This is a genomic window from Klebsiella sp. BIGb0407 (genome assembly GCF_024807845.1).
In the GTDB taxonomy this organism is placed as follows: Bacteria; Pseudomonadota; Gammaproteobacteria; order Enterobacterales; family Enterobacteriaceae; genus JGM124.
This window is the reverse complement of sequence record NZ_JANUEQ010000004.1, coordinates 146571-163573: the sequence shown is the minus strand read 5'-3', so window position 1 is coordinate 163573 and position 17003 is coordinate 146571. Positions and strand designations below refer to the sequence as shown.

Sequence of the window (17003 nt, the reverse complement as noted above, 5' to 3'; positions counted from 1 at the left end):
TGTCAGTCCCGGGTTTTGACGAGTTGTTCCACTTTACGCCGACGCTTTCGATATGAGCTCGGCGTTTCACCATACTGTTTACGAAACAACGCTATCAGATGTGAGGCATCAGCAAAACCGCAGGCGGTGGCGATAGCATTGATACTATGACTGGTATCTGACATCAGTTTTCTGGCATGAACCACTCTCATTTTTCGCCAGTGGACGGCGGCAGTATCACCAGTACTTTTAAGAAAAAGTGCATTTAGCTGGCGCACGGGTATTTCCGCAAAAGCGGATACATCCTGGATAGGTAAGGGGGAGTCGAGATGATGTCTCATAAAATCAATGACCTTACGCACCAGTTCGTTATCATAAACCTCTGGTTCATCTTTCGTATTTCGCCTTTTACTCGCCGTTTTTTCTTCTCCAGGCTCATCCACCAGTAAATATTTCAGCACCTTACGCATACGCAGCGTGCCGCAATGACGCCGAATCAGGTCAGCAGCCAGATCGATTCCGGTTCCGCCAGGACAAGAGAGGATACCGCCATCATGAATATAGGTTTTATCGATGACCGGAATCGCTTTGGGAAACCGTAATTTGAATTCATCCCGGGTGGTAAAGTGAATCGCACACCGTCGGCCATCGAGCAGACCGGCATTACCGGCAATAAAAGCACCGCTACATAAGGTAATTATCGGGATGTTGTGGGCATGTAAACCTCTGACCGCTTCCAGTAGCCAGGCAGGTGGATTTCGAGTTTCTTCCAGTAGCCCGCCAGCCAGGACAAAATAGTCCCAGGGTTTCGAAAAATTCAGTTCAGCGGTAGGGGTAACGGGCAAGCCACAGCTGGCGGTGACTGGCTGGTTATCACAGGTCATCCACTCCCAGTGGCAGAATATCTGACGGCTGGAAAAGGACTCGTCAGCCGCAAACCGTAGTGACTCGACTAAACCGGCGACGGAGGCCAGAGTAAAGTGGTTCATCAGCAGAAACCCGATGGTCAGGTCTGGTTTCGTCTCTGCCAAAGTGCTTTCTTCCATCAGGTTTTGCGACACCATAAATCCACCCGTCTTAAAACGTATAGCAAATAAAATAAGCTGTTATATACCGATAACACAGTGAAATTGTAACGTTACCGTACTATCCATACTGGGAAAAAAGAACACTATTTTCTTTTTTTATTAAAAATTTGCTTCTATATTAACTATATACATATGTATTAAAACTATTTGGACTCTCTTATGTTAATGTCGTTAAAGACTTCAGACCAAGTATTACATAGTGTCACTAACTACTGGAATGATAGAGCACCCAGCTACAGCGAAGCAAATCAGGAAGAGCTGGCGAGTATAAAAAGGACCGTCTGGCAAAATCTACTCCTCTCCCATGCCTCAGATAAGAAGCCTCTCAGAGTGTTAGATATTGGAACTGGGCCCGGTTTTTTTGCCATCATAATGGCTCAGGCCGGTCACACAGTCACTGCGGTTGATGCCACAGTCGGTATGCTGGAACAGGCCCAAAGCAATGCACGACACCATAATGTTGATATTGATTTTATTGAGTCGGATGTTCATGATTTACCCTTTGATGAACATTCATTTGATTTAATTGTTACCCGAAATGTAACCTGGAATTTAAAGCGGCCGGATGAAGCCTATCAAGAGTGGTATCGTGTTTTAAAGGAAGGTGGACGGTTAATTAATTTTGATGCGAACTGGTATCTGCATTTATTTGATGACGTTTATAAAGCCGGTTTTGAACGCGATCGTAAAAATACTATCCAACTGGGAATACCTGACCATTATATCAACACCGATACGGTTGCAATGACCAGGATTGCTGAATTACTTCCACTGAGCCGAACATTACGGCCGCAATGGGATGCCACCGCATTACTTAATATCGGTTATAAAAAGTGTTTGATTGATACCTCGATCGGCGAAAAAGTATGGGACCAGGAGGAAAAAATCAATTACGGCTCAACTCCCATGTTTATGATCGTTGCAGAAAAATAAATGCATTGTTAATAATTAATGGGAAGTATAGATAAATGAAAGAAACAATTTTATCATTGATGATGATGTCTGTTTTCGCATTAAGTTCTCCTGTTTTTGCCGATGCTAAAAATAATGAATTAGACTACGCCAGTACGAAAGATATTCGTGATATTAATCCGCATTTATATTCTGGTGAAATGGCCGCCCAAAATATGGTATTTGAGTCACTGGTATTAAATACTGATGATGGCGTGAAGCCCTATTTAGCGCAAAGCTGGGATATCTCTCCTGACGGAAAAACCTATACATTTCACCTTCGTAATGATGTCAAATTCACAGATGGAGAGCCTTTCAACGCCCGGGCGGTGAAGCTCAATATTGATGCTGTCACGGAAAATTTTTCACGTCATGCCTGGCTGGAACTGGTGCGTCAGATTGATAAAGTGAATGTCATTGATGATTACACCCTAGAGCTAATATTAAAAAATCCCTACTATCCAACGCTGACTGAGTTAGGGTTGACGCGTCCATTCAGATTTATTTCCCCGAAAGCATTTATTGAGGGAAAAACATCAAATGGTGTCAGTAGCTATGCGGGTACAGGTCCATGGATACTGACAGAGCACAAGAAAAATCAATTTGCACGTTTTGCCGTAAACCCCGATTACTGGGGAGAGAAACCGGCATTAAATGCCGTTATCTGGAAAGTTATTCCTGACCGTCAGACATTGCTTCTGTCATTACAGAAAGGAGATATTCAGCTGATTTTCGGTGCCGACGGAGATATGCTTGATATGGATTCATTTGAAGCTTTGCAAGCATCAGGGAAGCTGAAAACATTGATGAGTCCTCCTGTCGCCTCACGGGCAATCGTTCTTAACAGTAGCCGCCCCGTCACTGGTGATAAAAATGTTCGCCAGGCTCTGCAATATGCGGTAGATAAAGAGGGCATCGCGCGGGGTATTCTTGATAACAGTGAGACCGTTGCTGATACACTAATGGCAAAAACGGTTCCCTACAGTAATATAGATTTGCCAGTTTATTTTTTTAACCAGGATAAAGCACGAAAATTATTGGATGAATCTGGCTGGGTTTTAAGCGGTGATAAAACCATTCGTGAAAAAGACGGTAAACCGATGGAGTTAATATTATCTTATAATATTAATAACGCTGCTGAAAAAGACATTGCAGAATTAATGCAGGACGACTTTAAAAAGATCGGCGTAAAACTTACGATCCTGGGGGAAGAGAAGCAAGCTTTCCTCGATCGCCAGAAAAATGGTGATTTTGATCTACAATATTCGCTGTCCTGGGGAACGCCCTACGATCCGGCTTCATTTGTTTCCTCCTTCCGTATTCCCGCACATGCTGATTACCAGGGGCAAAAAGGACTCAAGAATAAGGCTGAGATAGATAGGATTATTGGTGAATTACTGATTACTCCGGATGATGACAGGCGTCAACAACTCTATACCCAGCTTTTTACAATATTAGCCGATGAGGCGGTTTATATTCCCTTGACCTATTCCCGGACTAAAGCGATTTATAGTGGTTCTCTTAATCATGTAGGGTTTAATCCTTCACAGTATGAGATCCCATTTGAAAAAATGTCATTTACTCGTTAATGATTAGGGAAGATAATATCTTCCCATTAACAATGAGGTTATATAATGCGCAGGTATTTTTTGCTACGTTTACTCATTATGTTCCCTCTGATGTTTGTTATCTCATTTATTGCCTTTCTGTTGTTGAATCTGGCACCCTCTGACCCGGCAGAGGTAGCCTTGCGTATTAATGAAATTGTACCGACAGATAGCGCTATTGCCTTGATGAGACAAGAACTAGGGTTAGATAATCCGTTTCTGGTCCGCTATTTTGACTGGCTGTGGAATGTGCTGCATCTTAATTTTGGTCAGTCGTTTCTCACCCGCACCCCAGTCTTAAATGAAATACTGACAGCGTTACCTGCAACACTCTGGCTCGCTATAGTCAGTTTGTTTTTTATCGTGATGATTTCTTTGCTGCTGTCATTTCTGTGTGTGTTCACTCAGGATACTTGGGTGGATAAAGCGATACGTGGCGTGGTATTTATTTTTACTGCGATACCCAATTACTGGCTGGGATTATTGCTTATCTGGGCTCTGGCAGTGAAGCTTGATCTGTTTCCTGTTAGCGGCATGATGACGCATGACGCGGTGATTCTACCGGCATTAACACTCTCGCTTGGATATATTGGAACTTACATCCGTTTAATTCGCGGTACCATGCTAAATCAGTTACAGCAACCTTATGTCTTTTATGCCAGAGCGAGAGGGATCCCGGAAAGTATTATTTTACGTAAACATATCCTGCCTAACTCATTGCATACCTCACTGGTTGCTATAGGAATGAGTATCCCTAAGCTGATAGCTGGAACGGTAGTAATAGAAAATATTTTTGCCTGGCCTGGAATTGGACGTTTATGTATCAATGCAATATTTGGTCGTGATTACCCGGTTATTCAGGCTTATATTTTGCTGATGGCTATATTGTTTCTGGTGTTTAATTTTATTGCTGATGTATTACAGCAATACCTCGATCCGCGTTTAACGAGGTAAATAATGATATCTGTTTTTATCCAACAATTGCGGCGAGATGGCTTTGCACAGATTTGTCTGGCAATTGTTATTCTGGTGATGGCCGCCGGTATTCTGGCTCCGTGGCTGGCTCCCCACGATCCCATTGAAACGGCTATTCGTATGAAATACCAGGGTAGCAGTTTTTCTTATCCGCTAGGTACCGATAACCTGGGGCGCTGCATTTTATCCCGTTTACTGTTTGGTATCAGGACAACCGTATTTTATGCTCTGTTTGCAATGGTCCTGACATTATCACTTGGCTGTATTATTGGCATGATTGCAGGGATTTTGGGAGGGAAAATTGATGAATTCCTGATGAGGTTATGTGATGTGATGCTGTCATTCCCGGGCGAAGTGATGATCCTGGCTTTAGTTGGTGTGCTGGGACCGGGGATTGAAAATATATTATTGGCCGTCGTTCTGGTGAAATGGTCATGGTATGCCCGAATGATCCGCGGAACGGTGATTCAATATACGCATCGTAATTATGTACGTTATGCTCAGGTTATTGGCGCATCACCGGGACACATATTAAAAAAACATATTATACCGATGACAATGGCTGAAATCATCATTCTGGCCACCTCTGATATCGGCAGCGTTATTTTGCTGATTTCCGCGCTGTCATTTCTTGGACTGGGTGTACAAGCGCCCACCCCTGAATGGGGAAATATGCTGAGTGAAGCCAAAAATGTCATGATAGTTCACCCTGAATTAATGCTGCCAGCCGGGCTGGCTATTGTGATAGTCGTTGCTGCATTTAATGGCCTGGGCGATTTTTTACGTGATGTTGCTGATCCTGCAAATCGATACAGTCATATCCCCAGCCAGGAGAAAACCAGTGGAAACTGATGTACTCAAGATTGAAGATCTAACTATCACAGATAGTGCGGGTAACAGACTGCTTCAGCCGGTGTCATTGACGATTTCACCTTACCGTACTCTGGGTATTGTCGGGGAAAGTGGTAGCGGTAAGAGCTTAATGGCGAAAGCGATAATGGGATTATTACCGAATACTCTTCAGGCGCAAGGACGTATTTTATTTCGTGGAAGAGACCTGCTGGCTAATGATAAATTGCAATGGCAGCAAACACGCGGCAAAGAAATTAGTCTTATTATTCAGAATGCAATGGGTGCATTCGACCCTTTGATGACGCTGAAAAATCAGTTTATAGAAACGCTGAAATATCATTCAGATATGAATAGTGACGCTTGTTTCCAGCGGGCATACCAGTGCCTGGAACGTGTCAGTATCAAACAGCCAGAACAGAAGCTTGCGTGTTTGCCGCATCAGCTTAGCGGAGGCCAGTTACAACGGATGATGATTGCCATGACGCTGGCCTTAAAACCGGCACTCGTGATTGCAGATGAACCGACGACGGCATTAGATTCCATTACACAGTCTGATATTTTGCATCAGTTCAAATTACTGGCCGAGGAGCAGCAAAGTACTTTAATTTTTATCAGTCATGACTTAGGTGTCGTGCGTCATCTCGCCGATGATATTGCGGTAATGTATCAGGGACAAATCGTCGAACATCAAACAGCGGAATTATTATGGCAATCGCCGCAGCATCGTTATACCCGTTTTCTTCTTGATACCCGGGAGCGTCTGTCTTCAAGATTCAAGGCTATTATGGCAGGGGAGTATGATGCTACTGCACGTTGAAGGGATAGATAAAACCTATACGCAGTCAAAGGGATGGGGACGTCAGAAGCAAAAGGTACTGAATAATGTCAGTTTCACGCTCGCTAAAGGTGAAAGCTTAGGGCTGGTGGGGGAAAGCGGGAGTGGCAAGAGTACGTTAGCCAGGATTATCAGCGGTATTGAAAGACCCGACAGTGGAACCGTACTGCTGAATGGAAAATCACTCTATCACCGGCAGCACCGTTATCAGCAGTTGAGTATTGTTTTTCAGGATTATACGACTTCAGTCAACCCGACAATGACGGTCTTCTCCATGATAAGCGAACCATTGTCACAGCAAAATTATGTACCGCCATTATTAATGCGTGAGCAGGTGGCCGGACTGCTACAAAAAGTGGGGTTATCGCCCGATCTTATGGGCAGATACCCGCATGAGTTATCAGGTGGACAGGCTCAACGTGTCTGTATCGCCAGGGCTCTGGCAACCCATCCTGCACTGATTATTCTGGATGAGGCGGTGAGTTCACTGGATATACCTGCCCAAGTACAAATCCTTGATTTACTAGAAAAATTGAAACAAGAATTCGATCTCAGTTATTTTTTTATTACGCATAATATACAGACGCTGTGTTATTTCTGTCAGCGTGTTTTATTTTTTCATCAGCACTCTATTGTCGAACAAAGCTCAATTATGGATTTAAATGCTGTTAAGCATCCCTACGCTCAAAAATTACTCAATTCGGTGGTTTGATTAGGTTATACGTCTGTCAGTATTGATGCAAAACCAGCTTCTCTCGCAGCTGAGTGAAAAGATGTTTCATTTTTTATGTGACGCACTTCACAAAAATATTTTTTGTGATATCATTCTCATTATTGAAATTTAAGAGTTGTGATTACACACTTCCTTAGAGCGAAGTAAGAGGGAATTATTATGTTTATGTTAGATATCTTTTTCGTTGTTATCAGTGCTTATTTACTTTGTGGCTGGTTCTTTGTAGAAAAATACTTAACTGCGGATAAAGCAACATCCAACAAAAAATTCTTCTTTAATTATTATCTCTGGCCAATTGCTGCCCTGGGTAGAAAGTAAAATACTTTCAAGGCTATTAGAAACAGCACAGACCACGGCCGTGGTCTGAGAGTGACCAGAATTACAGTGCTTCACCAAGAAAACGAATGCTGACTGCGACTTGAAGATTGCTGTCATTTTTGACAGTACCTGCTAGCTGGTAACCCTCTTCACTTGGCACGATATTAAGCTGCATGACAAAATTTTGAATATTACCAAAAATGGTATCTACTGATGGATTATGCTGAGTTACTTGCAGATCCAGTTTATTACCAGAAGCTTTACCTCTGTAAGTACAGACATAGTCGCCACCGTTTACGGTATTATTCTGTATTACAGCAATACCTTCCCCGAAATCCTGCAAGTCGCGACTAAATTTGACAAAATAGATCCCATCTTTCATATCAACCTCAAGTCTTTTATCAAGCGCTGAATAGCCAGCAAAGTAAGAATAGTACAGTCTGAAAATAGCGATAGTAAGCGAGATCAAAAGATGGATAAATACAGCGTTTTTTTAGGATATAACTGATTCTATTTCACTCAAATAAATGCGGCGAATAAAGGTGCAACAGGAAAAGAACGGTTTCTTAATATCTGTTGCACCTGAGTATCTTAGTCCGTTCCAAATTCCAGACGAAGCTGTTCACCATGCTGATCGAGGCTGGCGGCTCCCGGTCTGATATGAGGATCGGCGTAACCGCTGATTTTGATAGGGTTACCGGGCATACGTATACCGCCAGCATCAACTATCATATTTCTCGCCTGGGTTTGGGGGTGTTCAACCGCCTGAGCAACGCTGAGAAGCGGTGCAACAGGAACCCCCGCCTGATGAATTTTTTCCAGCCAGATTTCAGCTGCTTGAGTTTTCAATACCTCTTCAATCATCGTCTTGAGTTCAGCCTGATATTTAACCCGCAGCTGGTCGCTGGTAAATCGCGGGTCGTTAATCCAGTCAGGTTGATTCAAGGCGCCGCACAGCGAAACGAACAGACTGTCGTTCCCACAACAGATAGTTATCGGGTTATCGAGCGTATCGAAGACATCGAAGGGAGCCATATAGGGGTGGCGGTTACCTAAGCGTGGCGGCGATTCACCGGTGGCAATATAGGACATCAGACCGTGTTCAAGAAAACTCAGGGTTGAGTCAAACATCGCGATATCAACATGCGCACCCCGGCCGGTTTTCTCTCTCGCATACAGGGCGCTGGCAATACCGCTGAACATATAGAGCCCGGCACAGAGATCGGAAAGGGAAGTCCCGACGCGTACTGGCGGGCCATCAGGAAAGCCGGTCTCCATCATTATTCCACTCATCGCTTGAATAATGGTGTCATAGGCAGGTGCATCTCTCAGAGGTCCGGTATGGCCAAAGCCGGAAGAAGAGGCGTAGATTAGTCGCGGGTTGATTTCCTGTAGCTCTTCCCATGAAAAGCCCAGTTTATCCAGCGCACCGGGACGATAGTTTTCTGCCAGAACATCGGCCTGTTTGAGCATATTAACGAAAATCGCGCGATCTTTTTCATCCTTAAGATTAAGAATGACGCTCTCTTTACCGCGGTTAACAAAACTATAGTACAGGGACTGATCTTCAACGAAGGGACCGTAAGTACGCGTGTCATCTCCATGACCAGGCTGTTCAATCTTAACGACTCTGGCACCTAAATCACAGAGTATCTGAGTACCGAACGGACCATTAAGTACATGGGTCAGATCAATGACCAGTATCCCTTCAAAAGGACCTTTAGCTGTTGATTCATTCATAAGAGTGCACCTTCAAACGGCAGTCAGGGATTATTATTATCCCTGACTGTCTGTTAATGATAGTGAAACTAAGCTAAATAAATTATCCCTATGAAACAAGTCTGGCGACGTAGATCCAGAGCGGAGCGGTAATAATAAAGCCCAGTATACTGACCGCCAGTGATGCCGTACCAGTACGAGTATAAACATTAAAGCGGCTGGCAATAATGATACCGGAGAATGCCGGTGGCAAAGCGCCAGCAAGTACCATCATTTGCAGCTGTATAGAGTCCATATCGAAGGCCAGACCGACCAGCAGTAATGCTAAAGGCATCAGAATCAGTTTCAGGAAGGTGTTGTAGACAATCTCTTTACTGAATTCAAATTTATGGGCGGCCAGGGTCAGACCGGCTGCAAAGACGGCAACACCTGAGTTGGCCTGAGCGATAAGCTTAAAGCTAGGATCAAGTTCCGCAGGTACACGAATACCCAGCAGAACCAGGACCGTAGCCAGAACGGGCGCCCATACCACGGGTTCCTTCATTGCTGATACTAAGGCGCTAAGATTGCTGCTGCCTTTCCCATCTTTGCCAGCTGAAGGATTCATCAGATAAAGGCCAATAGGAATAGTAATCGCATTAACAATAATAGAGATGATGGCGACAACTAAGCCGGTAGAGACAGAATCTCCATAGATAGGATCGAGTACCGCAAAACCTAAAAACCCAATGGTAGGTGAGCCGGCAATTAATGCGCAGACTGCGGCCTCAGCTTTGGTTCTTTTAAAGAACTTGTAGCTACCAAACCAGGAGAACATAAAGCAGGCGACAATCACCACTAATGAAACTAATGTGAGTTTGTCATCGGCAAAAATCATTTCACGGTTAGCGCGAACAATAGAAACAAACAGCGCTGCTGGCAGTGCGTAGTTCAGTACTAACTGGTTAAACGCTCGGGCCTGATCTTCTGAGAACGTGTGGCGCTTACCGCTGGCATAACCGAGGATCATCACCACGATTATCGGCAGCAAGTCCGAGATAAAGAAAGAAGTCATAATAATAATCCATCATTATTGCTCCTCTATAACGTAACTATATAGTCACGCCATAGAGGAGTTATTAAGAGCGAAGATTTCAGTTTTTAATTGTCTGCTTCGGATTGAGGGCGGTGATATGTCCGCTTTCAGTACCTGCGGCGGGGTCGATAACGACATTAATGATAGCGGGCTTGCCTGATTTAAGGTTCGCCTCCAGCGCATCGCGGATTTCATCCTGTGTAGTTGCTTGATAGCCATTGCCACCGAAAGCATCCATCAGTTTATCGTAGCGGGCATGATGCAGCAGGTCGGTTGGAGAAGGGTCGCTTCCACCGGCTAAATTGACGCCATCACCACGGTAGATACCACCGTTGTTTAAAATGATAATGGTGACAGGCAGGCCATAACGGCAAATCGTTTCGATTTCCATTCCACTGAAACCAAAAGCACTATCCCCCTCAATGGCTACGACCGGTTTGCCTGATGTTACCGCGGCGCCAATCGCATAGCCCATACCCACACCCATGACACCCCAGGTACCGCAGTCCAGACGTTGACGAGGTTGATACATATTGATGACGTTACGCGCATCATCAAGGGTATTTGCCCCTTCATTCACCACATAAACGTCTTTATGGTTATCAAGCACATCACGGATCACGCGTAGAGCGTTGAAATAGTTAAGCGGTTGAGTATCCGTATTGAGTTTGTCATGCATTTTGGCCGCATTTTTCTCTTTATGGGACTCAAGGTCACTCACCCATTCTTGCTGGGTATTCACCGGCTGTTTCTCAAGTCCATTGAGTAATGCAGCGATACTTGAGGCAATATCCCCGACCACAGGCGCAGCGATAGGGCGGTTACTGTCAATTTCCTGGGGCTCAATATCTAACTGAATATACTGGGTATCAGCCGACCAGCCTTTTTTACCGTGAGAAAGTAACCAGTTGAGGCGAGCACCGACGAGCATCACAACGTCTGCATTCGCGAGAGCAAAGGAGCGGGCAGTTGCTGCCGACTGAGGATGAGTATCCTCAAGTAATCCTTTCGCCATCGACATAGGTAAGAACGGCACGCCGGTCTTTTCAATAAATTGACGAATATCCTGGTCAGCCTGAGAGTAGGCTGCACCTTTACCCAGAATGACTAATGGACGCTTAGCTGAAGCCAGCAGTTCAAGGGCCTGACTGACGCTTTCTGGTGCGGGTAACTGTGCAGGGGCCGGATTAACCACTTTAAACAGACTTTTTTCAGCTGTTTCTTTATCAATAGTCGCTGCAAGTACATCTGCGGTGAGGTCAAGATAAACCCCACCCGGACGGCCAGATACCGCAGCGCGAATAGCGCGAGCGAGTGCAATGCCAAGATCTTCCGGACGATTAACACGATAAGACGCTTTAGCGTATGGCTTAGCGGCATTCATTTGATCCAGTTCTTCGTAATCACCCTGCTGGAGATCAACGATAGCCCGGTCGCTTGAGCCGCTGATTTGGATCATCGGGAAGCCATTTACTGTGGCATGGGCCAGGGCAGTCAGGCCATTAAGGAAACCAGGTGCTGATACGGTCAGACAGATACCGGGTTTTTGCGTCATAAACCCGGCTGCTGCTGCTGCATAGCCAGCTGATTGTTCGTGGCGGAAGCCAATATAGCGAATACCTTCAGCCTGGGCATGACGTGCCATATCAGTGATAGGAATACCCGCTACGCCATAGATAGTATCAACGCCGTTTTGTTTCAGAGCTTCAACAAATACGTGCATGCCATCCGTCAGATTCAGTTCGTCCGACATAATTGCCTCACAGAGTTAAAAAAGTGATTAAGGGCCCGGAATTGAGCCCTGATTAATTTAAATAGCTTTATTAGCTCGCATTGAAGCGATCTGTTGATCGTCGTAACCTAATTCTTTCAGGATTTCTTCATTGTGTTCACCTAATAAAGGTGCAGCTTTAATTTCTGGTGTAAAGCTGGAGAATTTCATCGGGCAACCCACGGTTAAGAATTTACCGCGCAGAGGCTGCTCAACTTCAACAACACTACCGCTTTGACGCAATGACTGGTCATTAGCAATATCTTTCATACTCAGTACTGGCGCGCAGGGGATTTCGAAACCTGACAGGTATTTCACTGCATCAAATTTATTAAGCGTCTGAGTAAATTTCTCTATTTCAGCAAAAATATCAAAAATATGAGGCTGTCTGGCTTCCGGTGTACTGTAGGCAGGATCTTCAGCCCATTCAGGTTTGCTGATGGCTTTACAGGTATTAACCCAGTTTTGTTCCTGGATCGTGAAATAGATATAAGCGTTAGGATCGGTTTCCCAGTCTTTACATTTTAGGATCCAACCCGGTTGACCACCACCCCCGGCGTTTCCTCCACGCGGAACAGCATCACCAAAGGTGCCGTTAGGGTACTGAGGATACTCTTCCAGGTAGCCCACTTTTTCGAGGCGCTGCTGATCGCGTAATTTCACACGACACAGGTTAAGAACCGCATCCTGCATTGACATGGTAACACGCTGGCCGCGACCGGTTTTTTCACGTTGCAGCAGAGCAGCAAGCAGGCCGATAAGCAGATGCATCCCGGTGTTACTGTCACCCAGAGCGGCAGAGCTTACCAGCGGTGGGCCGTCCCAGAAACCTGTGGTTGAAGCCGCACCACCGGCAGCCTGAGCCACGTTTTCATAAGCTTTTACATCGACATAAGGCGAGCAGTCATCAAAACCTTTGATAGAACCGAAAATCAGGCGAGGGTTAATTTCCTGGATGTGTTCCCAGGTAAAGCCCATATGATCTATTGCACCTGGATGGAAGTTTTCAACCAAAACGTCGGCTTCACGGATAAGTTTATCCATGACTTCTTTCCCTTCCGGCGTTTTGGTATTGAGTTCCAGCGAACGCTTGTTACCGTTCAGCATGGTAAAATAGAGAGCATCCACATCAGGGATATCACGCAGCTGGCGACGGGTCACATCACCGACACCTGGACGTTCAATTTTAATCACGTCGGCGCCAAACCATGCCATCATTTGTGTACAGGAAGGGCCCGACTGAACCCCTGTAAAGTCTAAAACTTTAATACCTTTGAGTGGCAAATCGTTAGACATGGTAGTACCTCTTGATTTAAGAAAAGCCTTATTGCTTGCATCGCTGATATGAGATTAAGCTTAGCGTAAAATCCGAATAAGATAATTCCCAAGGTAGTTTTTTTGCGTAGAAAATTAACTTTCTTTGATTTTTATTAAGAATGGTTTAGGTTTTTGAGTTGTTTTTTAAATTAATTAGACGTCTGGATGGTTCAATGACCGGGGATGCTTTCATGCAGAGGTAGGTTTTATTGGTACAGGTATCTTTAATCTTTATCCGAGTCGCCGCTAATATCCGTATTTCAGCAATAACACTATTATTCCGCCCTGAATCATCTGCCTGATTTTTTTCCGCAATAATAGCCTTGGCTATATTATCTGGTTCGTACCGATAAGTCTCTGCTTTATTTTTTAAAAAAGTAGCCAGCATGGTTACTGGCTGCTTTTCACGATTAATATTTTAATGTTTCATCGCAGTCCGGGGGGTTAAACCCAGCCAGCCAGGGGAGGGTTCGCCGGTAACCTCACCAAAATAAAACGCTATCTGAGACCGGAAACGCTCGACCGCCGCTCTGTCCTGCATAAATGCCGCAAAGGCATCAGGATCGGTGTTTTTATATTCCCAGATAGGTTTATAGCCCGCGGGTGGCGTCACGTCGGTTCTGACAGACCACATGTACCAGACATTTTCCTGCGTGTTTTTATCCGTTATCCAGTTCAGATAGAGTTTGGCTGCTTCAGGATGTTTGGCTCCTTTCATAATGGCGGCGCGCTGGGCCCAGGAAACAAAGGGATCTTCTTTTGGAAGCACAAAGCGAGAGTTTGCCTTTTCATCTACCACCAGGCTGCCGTCAGTTGAGAAGGTGGCTGAAGCTTTGCCGCTTTCTACATCGTCTGCCGGAGCCTGGGTGCCTCTGACTAACTGAGGATTCTGTTTCACGAAGGCTTCAACATATTCCCAGCCATATTGGTCGACGATTTGTTTAAACCAGAACAGTACCGCATCATCATCATTAGGCCAGGTAACAACTATTTTGCCCTTCAGAGCAGGATTCAGATAATCGCGGGCTTCAGTTGGCCACTGCTCTTTTGGCAGGGCTTTGGTATTAACCACGTTTGAAAAAGCATCGACAAAAACGCCTGTCCACGCGCCATCTTTATCCTTGAATTTGGGATAAATTTTATCCCACCCTGCAGGCTTATAATTGAGAAGTACGCCTTCCTGCTTCCAGCGGGGATAGTCCTGTAATGTCTGTAGCTGAACGACGTCAGGCACCAGTGTCCCGGTTTTAAGCTGGTTATCAACACGCGCGTCGTGGAACTTGCTGTAATCGACGATAACGTTAAGTTTCATGCCGGGGAAGCGTTGTTCAAAGGCCTTTTTGATACCATCCTGCTGGCCTGCGGTATCCCCGCCTGCATAGAGGGTCACCTGGTTACCTTCTTTAAGGGCACTCTGATAAAGCTGATCTAAAGAGCGATTTTCAGGTGAAATAGAGGCATGAGATACGCCCGTCATAAGAAAAAAGGCTATCGCACTGGCAGGCAGATATTTGCGTTTATTATTCATATTCAGATCCCGATGGAAAATTAATGATTAAAAATCAAATTGATGATTATTTTTTGTCATTTCTACAGATGTTCCAGAATTGAGCGAAATACGCGCTCAGTCACACCTCTGTCAGGAGCATCATTCCCGTCACTGAGGACATAGCGCAGAAACCATGCGTCGGTGTAGGCGACGATGGCATCTGCCTGTGTTGCGCTGAGGCTAAAAGTATCCTGGACAATCAGCCGATGTGAGTAGATCCATTCCTGTGCGCTTTTTCGCAGACCAGGCCTGGATACCGCGGCGACAAACAGCTCATACTCACGTAACAAACGGGTATGCTGGCCGAGCGTCCAGAAAATAAACTGAGTGAGTTGTATTTCTGGTTTTCCTGACGGAAATTCGCTAAACCACGCCTTGGTTTGCAAAGTAAAGTTGTTTACCGCATTGCCTATCACCGCACCATGCAAGTCATCCAGCGTTTTGAAATGCCAGGAAATTGTCCCTGGTGATATCCCGAGTTCTCCGGCGATGGCTCTGTAGGTACAGGCGTGCAGGCCATCGTTACGGATAATGTCGGCGGCAGTATCAAGAATGTTCTGGGTCGTCTTTTCGCTTTTTGCCCGGGTAATGCGTGTCGGCTTCAGTTCTGTAACGGTAACTTCAGTCTCTTGATAAGCGCCAGCAATAAGAGCGGGATCCTGATGAACCATGATTTTAGTCTCCCGCTACGCGGTTATTTAAGGAGCACAGCCGTGCCGTGGAGTTTGTTTTTTCCTCCGGCAGAGGTGACTGTAAATGTCTTAGCACCTGCGGCATCTGCTTTTTCGTTGAGCGCAGCGGTCAGTTCATCCAGGCTATTTGCCCCGGAAGCAGAAATATGTCCGGAAACAATATGACCTGTGATGGCGGGGACTTCTGTGGCAGCACCGGCGCTCAGAGAGGCAATAAGTAGCAGTGAACTCAGGCTGGCTATCGATATCTTTTTCATCATGACTCCGTAAGTGTGTTTCATATTCTGACGCCTATATTAGTGATACAGGTAAACAGTAAAATCCCGTTTTTCAGATGATCTTATTCAGTTTTACTGATTGATTTTTTGGTGTTAATTCTTGCACATAGAACGGTTATTAGAGTTTTATTCTTTTAATTATTGATGTTTATTTTTAATATGGAGTTTTATTCTTTTATTTGTTCATTTGTACAAATTAAGGCTGTCAATAATATTTTTATAGCGAGTATTCATCGAGGGGAGGGGCTGGTATTGCGGTTTGTTTTTATGTGCTGTAAGTGGAGGCAGATAACGATAAATGGCTGGTCATAAAATCGCAGTGATAAAGAATTGGGCGCGAGCGAGAGGGTACCGCTAAAGAATACCCGCCAGAATACTTCGTAATGTCGCGGGGTAATCTTCATGCTGGACATATTCCTTCGACTGGCTGTCTGACATGATCCCGTAGGTGAGGGCCATCAACAGTCGAGCCGCAATCTCTTTATTGACTGCTTTTCGCATTTCATTGTTTTCTTGCGCATCGTTGAACCGTTCAATAATTGAGGCCGCAATGATCATATATTTCTTTTTAAGCATCTCAGCGACCTGCTGATTACGCATCCCTTCAGCCATAATTTCAACGACCAGCGCACGTTCACTGTAATCCTCATCAGCTAAAGATTGCGTAGATTCAATAAGATAGTCAATTAAACTAATTCCGTTAAGTGGAGTGCCGAGGCGTATCAGGGCGCGTTTTTGTGCCTCGAAGATAATGGATTGAATCAAGGCTTCTTTGGAAGGAAAGTGATGATAGAGCGTTCCAGGACTAATGTTACAGGTCTGGCAGATATGTTTCATCGATGTACTGTGAAAACCTTGCTTTGAAAAACACTGCTTTGCCGCACTCAAGATCCTGTCCTGGGTGGATATTTCTTTGGTATTTGTCTTTTCCATAACGAGAACCACCCGCTTTTTTGATAGTCACCGCAGTGTAACGAGATACACCTCAACTGCCAACCTCTTTGAGTGACTTCTTGGTCAACCAATTAATCCTGATTCTGATCGATGATTTCTATATGAAATATTCTCGTGCTAACCATTATTTTAATCAATCGAATGTTCACTCGAGTAATGATTGTCCAATAGTCAATCTGTAACGATCGGTTTATGTGATGGTTATAGCGTTTTTGATCTTGGGATTTGCTTTTTTATGATCTGCATTTGAGATTTTTCTGTTTTAAGTTCTCTTATTCATCTTTCTGCAGGATAACTAGCGGTGACAAAT

At 44.8% G+C, this 17003-nt stretch carries 18 protein-coding genes; 7 read left to right on the top strand and 11 right to left on the bottom strand.

Annotated elements, in window-relative coordinates:
• Positions 1–2: 2 nt before the first annotated feature.
• The gene (locus M2387_RS13725) at positions 3–1043 is read right to left on the bottom strand and encodes a GlxA family transcriptional regulator (protein ID WP_259050167.1); all 1041 of its coding nucleotides are present in this window, start codon (positions 1041–1043) and stop codon (positions 3–5) included.
• Between the two features lie 183 nt (positions 1044–1226).
• Between M2387_RS13725 and M2387_RS13720 the strand changes: the two genes are divergently transcribed.
• From M2387_RS13720 to M2387_RS13690, 7 genes are all read left to right on the top strand, one after another.
• The gene (locus tag M2387_RS13720; protein WP_259050166.1) at positions 1227–2000 is read left to right on the top strand and encodes a class I SAM-dependent methyltransferase; all 774 of its coding nucleotides are present in this window, start codon (positions 1227–1229) and stop codon (positions 1998–2000) included.
• Positions 2001–2035: 35 nt separating this feature from the next.
• Positions 2036–3607 carry a nickel ABC transporter substrate-binding protein gene (gene nikA / locus M2387_RS13715; RefSeq protein ID WP_259050165.1) on the top strand — a complete coding sequence of 524 codons (1572 nt, stop codon included), beginning with the start codon at positions 2036–2038 and terminating at the stop codon, positions 3605–3607.
• 45 nt (positions 3608–3652) lie between these two features.
• Positions 3653–4579, top strand: coding sequence for a nickel/cobalt ABC transporter permease (gene opp1B, locus M2387_RS13710; RefSeq protein ID WP_259050164.1), 927 nt, complete (start codon positions 3653–3655; stop codon positions 4577–4579).
• A 3-nt stretch (positions 4580–4582) separates the two neighbouring features.
• The gene (gene opp1C / locus M2387_RS13705; protein WP_259050163.1) at positions 4583–5452 is read left to right on the top strand and encodes a nickel/cobalt ABC transporter permease; all 870 of its coding nucleotides are present in this window, start codon (positions 4583–4585) and stop codon (positions 5450–5452) included.
• A complete protein-coding gene (locus M2387_RS13700) occupies positions 5442–6269 on the top strand; it encodes an ABC transporter ATP-binding protein (RefSeq protein ID WP_259050162.1) in 828 nt (275 codons plus the stop codon). Before opp1C ends, M2387_RS13700 begins: the two co-directional genes overlap by 11 nt.
• Positions 6250–6999 carry an ABC transporter ATP-binding protein gene (locus M2387_RS13695; protein ID WP_259050160.1) on the top strand — a complete coding sequence of 250 codons (750 nt, stop codon included), beginning with the start codon at positions 6250–6252 and terminating at the stop codon, positions 6997–6999. The genes M2387_RS13700 and M2387_RS13695 overlap by 20 nt, the downstream gene beginning before the upstream one ends.
• A 180-nt stretch (positions 7000–7179) precedes the next feature.
• On the top strand, positions 7180–7338 hold the full coding sequence (locus tag M2387_RS13690; protein ID WP_259050159.1) for a hypothetical protein: 159 nt from the start codon (positions 7180–7182) through the stop codon (positions 7336–7338).
• 61 nt (positions 7339–7399) lie between these two features.
• On the opposite strand, the gene M2387_RS13685 is transcribed toward M2387_RS13690, so the two are convergent.
• From M2387_RS13685 to M2387_RS13640, 10 genes are all read right to left on the bottom strand, one after another.
• Entirely contained in the window at positions 7400–7720 is a 321-nt protein-coding gene (locus tag M2387_RS13685; RefSeq protein ID WP_259050158.1) for a GrlR family regulatory protein, read from the bottom strand.
• A 209-nt stretch (positions 7721–7929) separates the two neighbouring features.
• Positions 7930–9078, bottom strand: coding sequence for a CoA:oxalate CoA-transferase (gene yfdE, locus M2387_RS13680; protein ID WP_259050157.1), 1149 nt, complete (start codon positions 9076–9078; stop codon positions 7930–7932).
• 88 nt (positions 9079–9166) lie between these two features.
• Positions 9167–10111, bottom strand: coding sequence for a transporter YfdV (yfdV, locus tag M2387_RS13675; RefSeq protein ID WP_259050155.1), 945 nt, complete (start codon positions 10109–10111; stop codon positions 9167–9169).
• Positions 10112–10190: 79 nt separating this feature from the next.
• Positions 10191–11885, bottom strand: coding sequence for an oxalyl-CoA decarboxylase (gene oxc / locus M2387_RS13670; protein ID WP_259050154.1), 1695 nt, complete (start codon positions 11883–11885; stop codon positions 10191–10193).
• Positions 11886–11942: 57 nt separating this feature from the next.
• Positions 11943–13199 (bottom strand): formyl-CoA transferase, encoded by a 1257-nt coding sequence (gene frc, locus M2387_RS13665; RefSeq protein WP_259050153.1) that lies wholly within the window; start codon positions 13197–13199, stop codon positions 11943–11945.
• 145 nt (positions 13200–13344) lie between these two features.
• On the bottom strand, positions 13345–13608 hold the full coding sequence (locus tag M2387_RS13660) for a hypothetical protein (protein WP_259050150.1): 264 nt from the start codon (positions 13606–13608) through the stop codon (positions 13345–13347).
• A gap of 30 nt (positions 13609–13638) precedes the next feature.
• Positions 13639–14697, bottom strand: a complete 1059-nt coding sequence (locus tag M2387_RS13655; protein WP_259050568.1) for an ABC transporter substrate-binding protein — start codon at positions 14695–14697, stop codon at positions 13639–13641.
• 113 nt (positions 14698–14810) lie between these two features.
• A complete protein-coding gene (locus M2387_RS13650) occupies positions 14811–15440 on the bottom strand; it encodes a TetR/AcrR family transcriptional regulator (protein ID WP_259050149.1) in 630 nt (209 codons plus the stop codon).
• A 23-nt stretch (positions 15441–15463) separates the two neighbouring features.
• Positions 15464–15742, bottom strand: coding sequence for a YdgH/BhsA/McbA family protein (locus M2387_RS13645; RefSeq protein ID WP_259050147.1), 279 nt, complete (start codon positions 15740–15742; stop codon positions 15464–15466).
• Positions 15743–16093: 351 nt separating this feature from the next.
• Entirely contained in the window at positions 16094–16672 is a 579-nt protein-coding gene (locus M2387_RS13640) for a TetR/AcrR family transcriptional regulator (RefSeq protein WP_259050145.1), read from the bottom strand.
• Positions 16673–17003 lie beyond the last annotated feature (331 nt).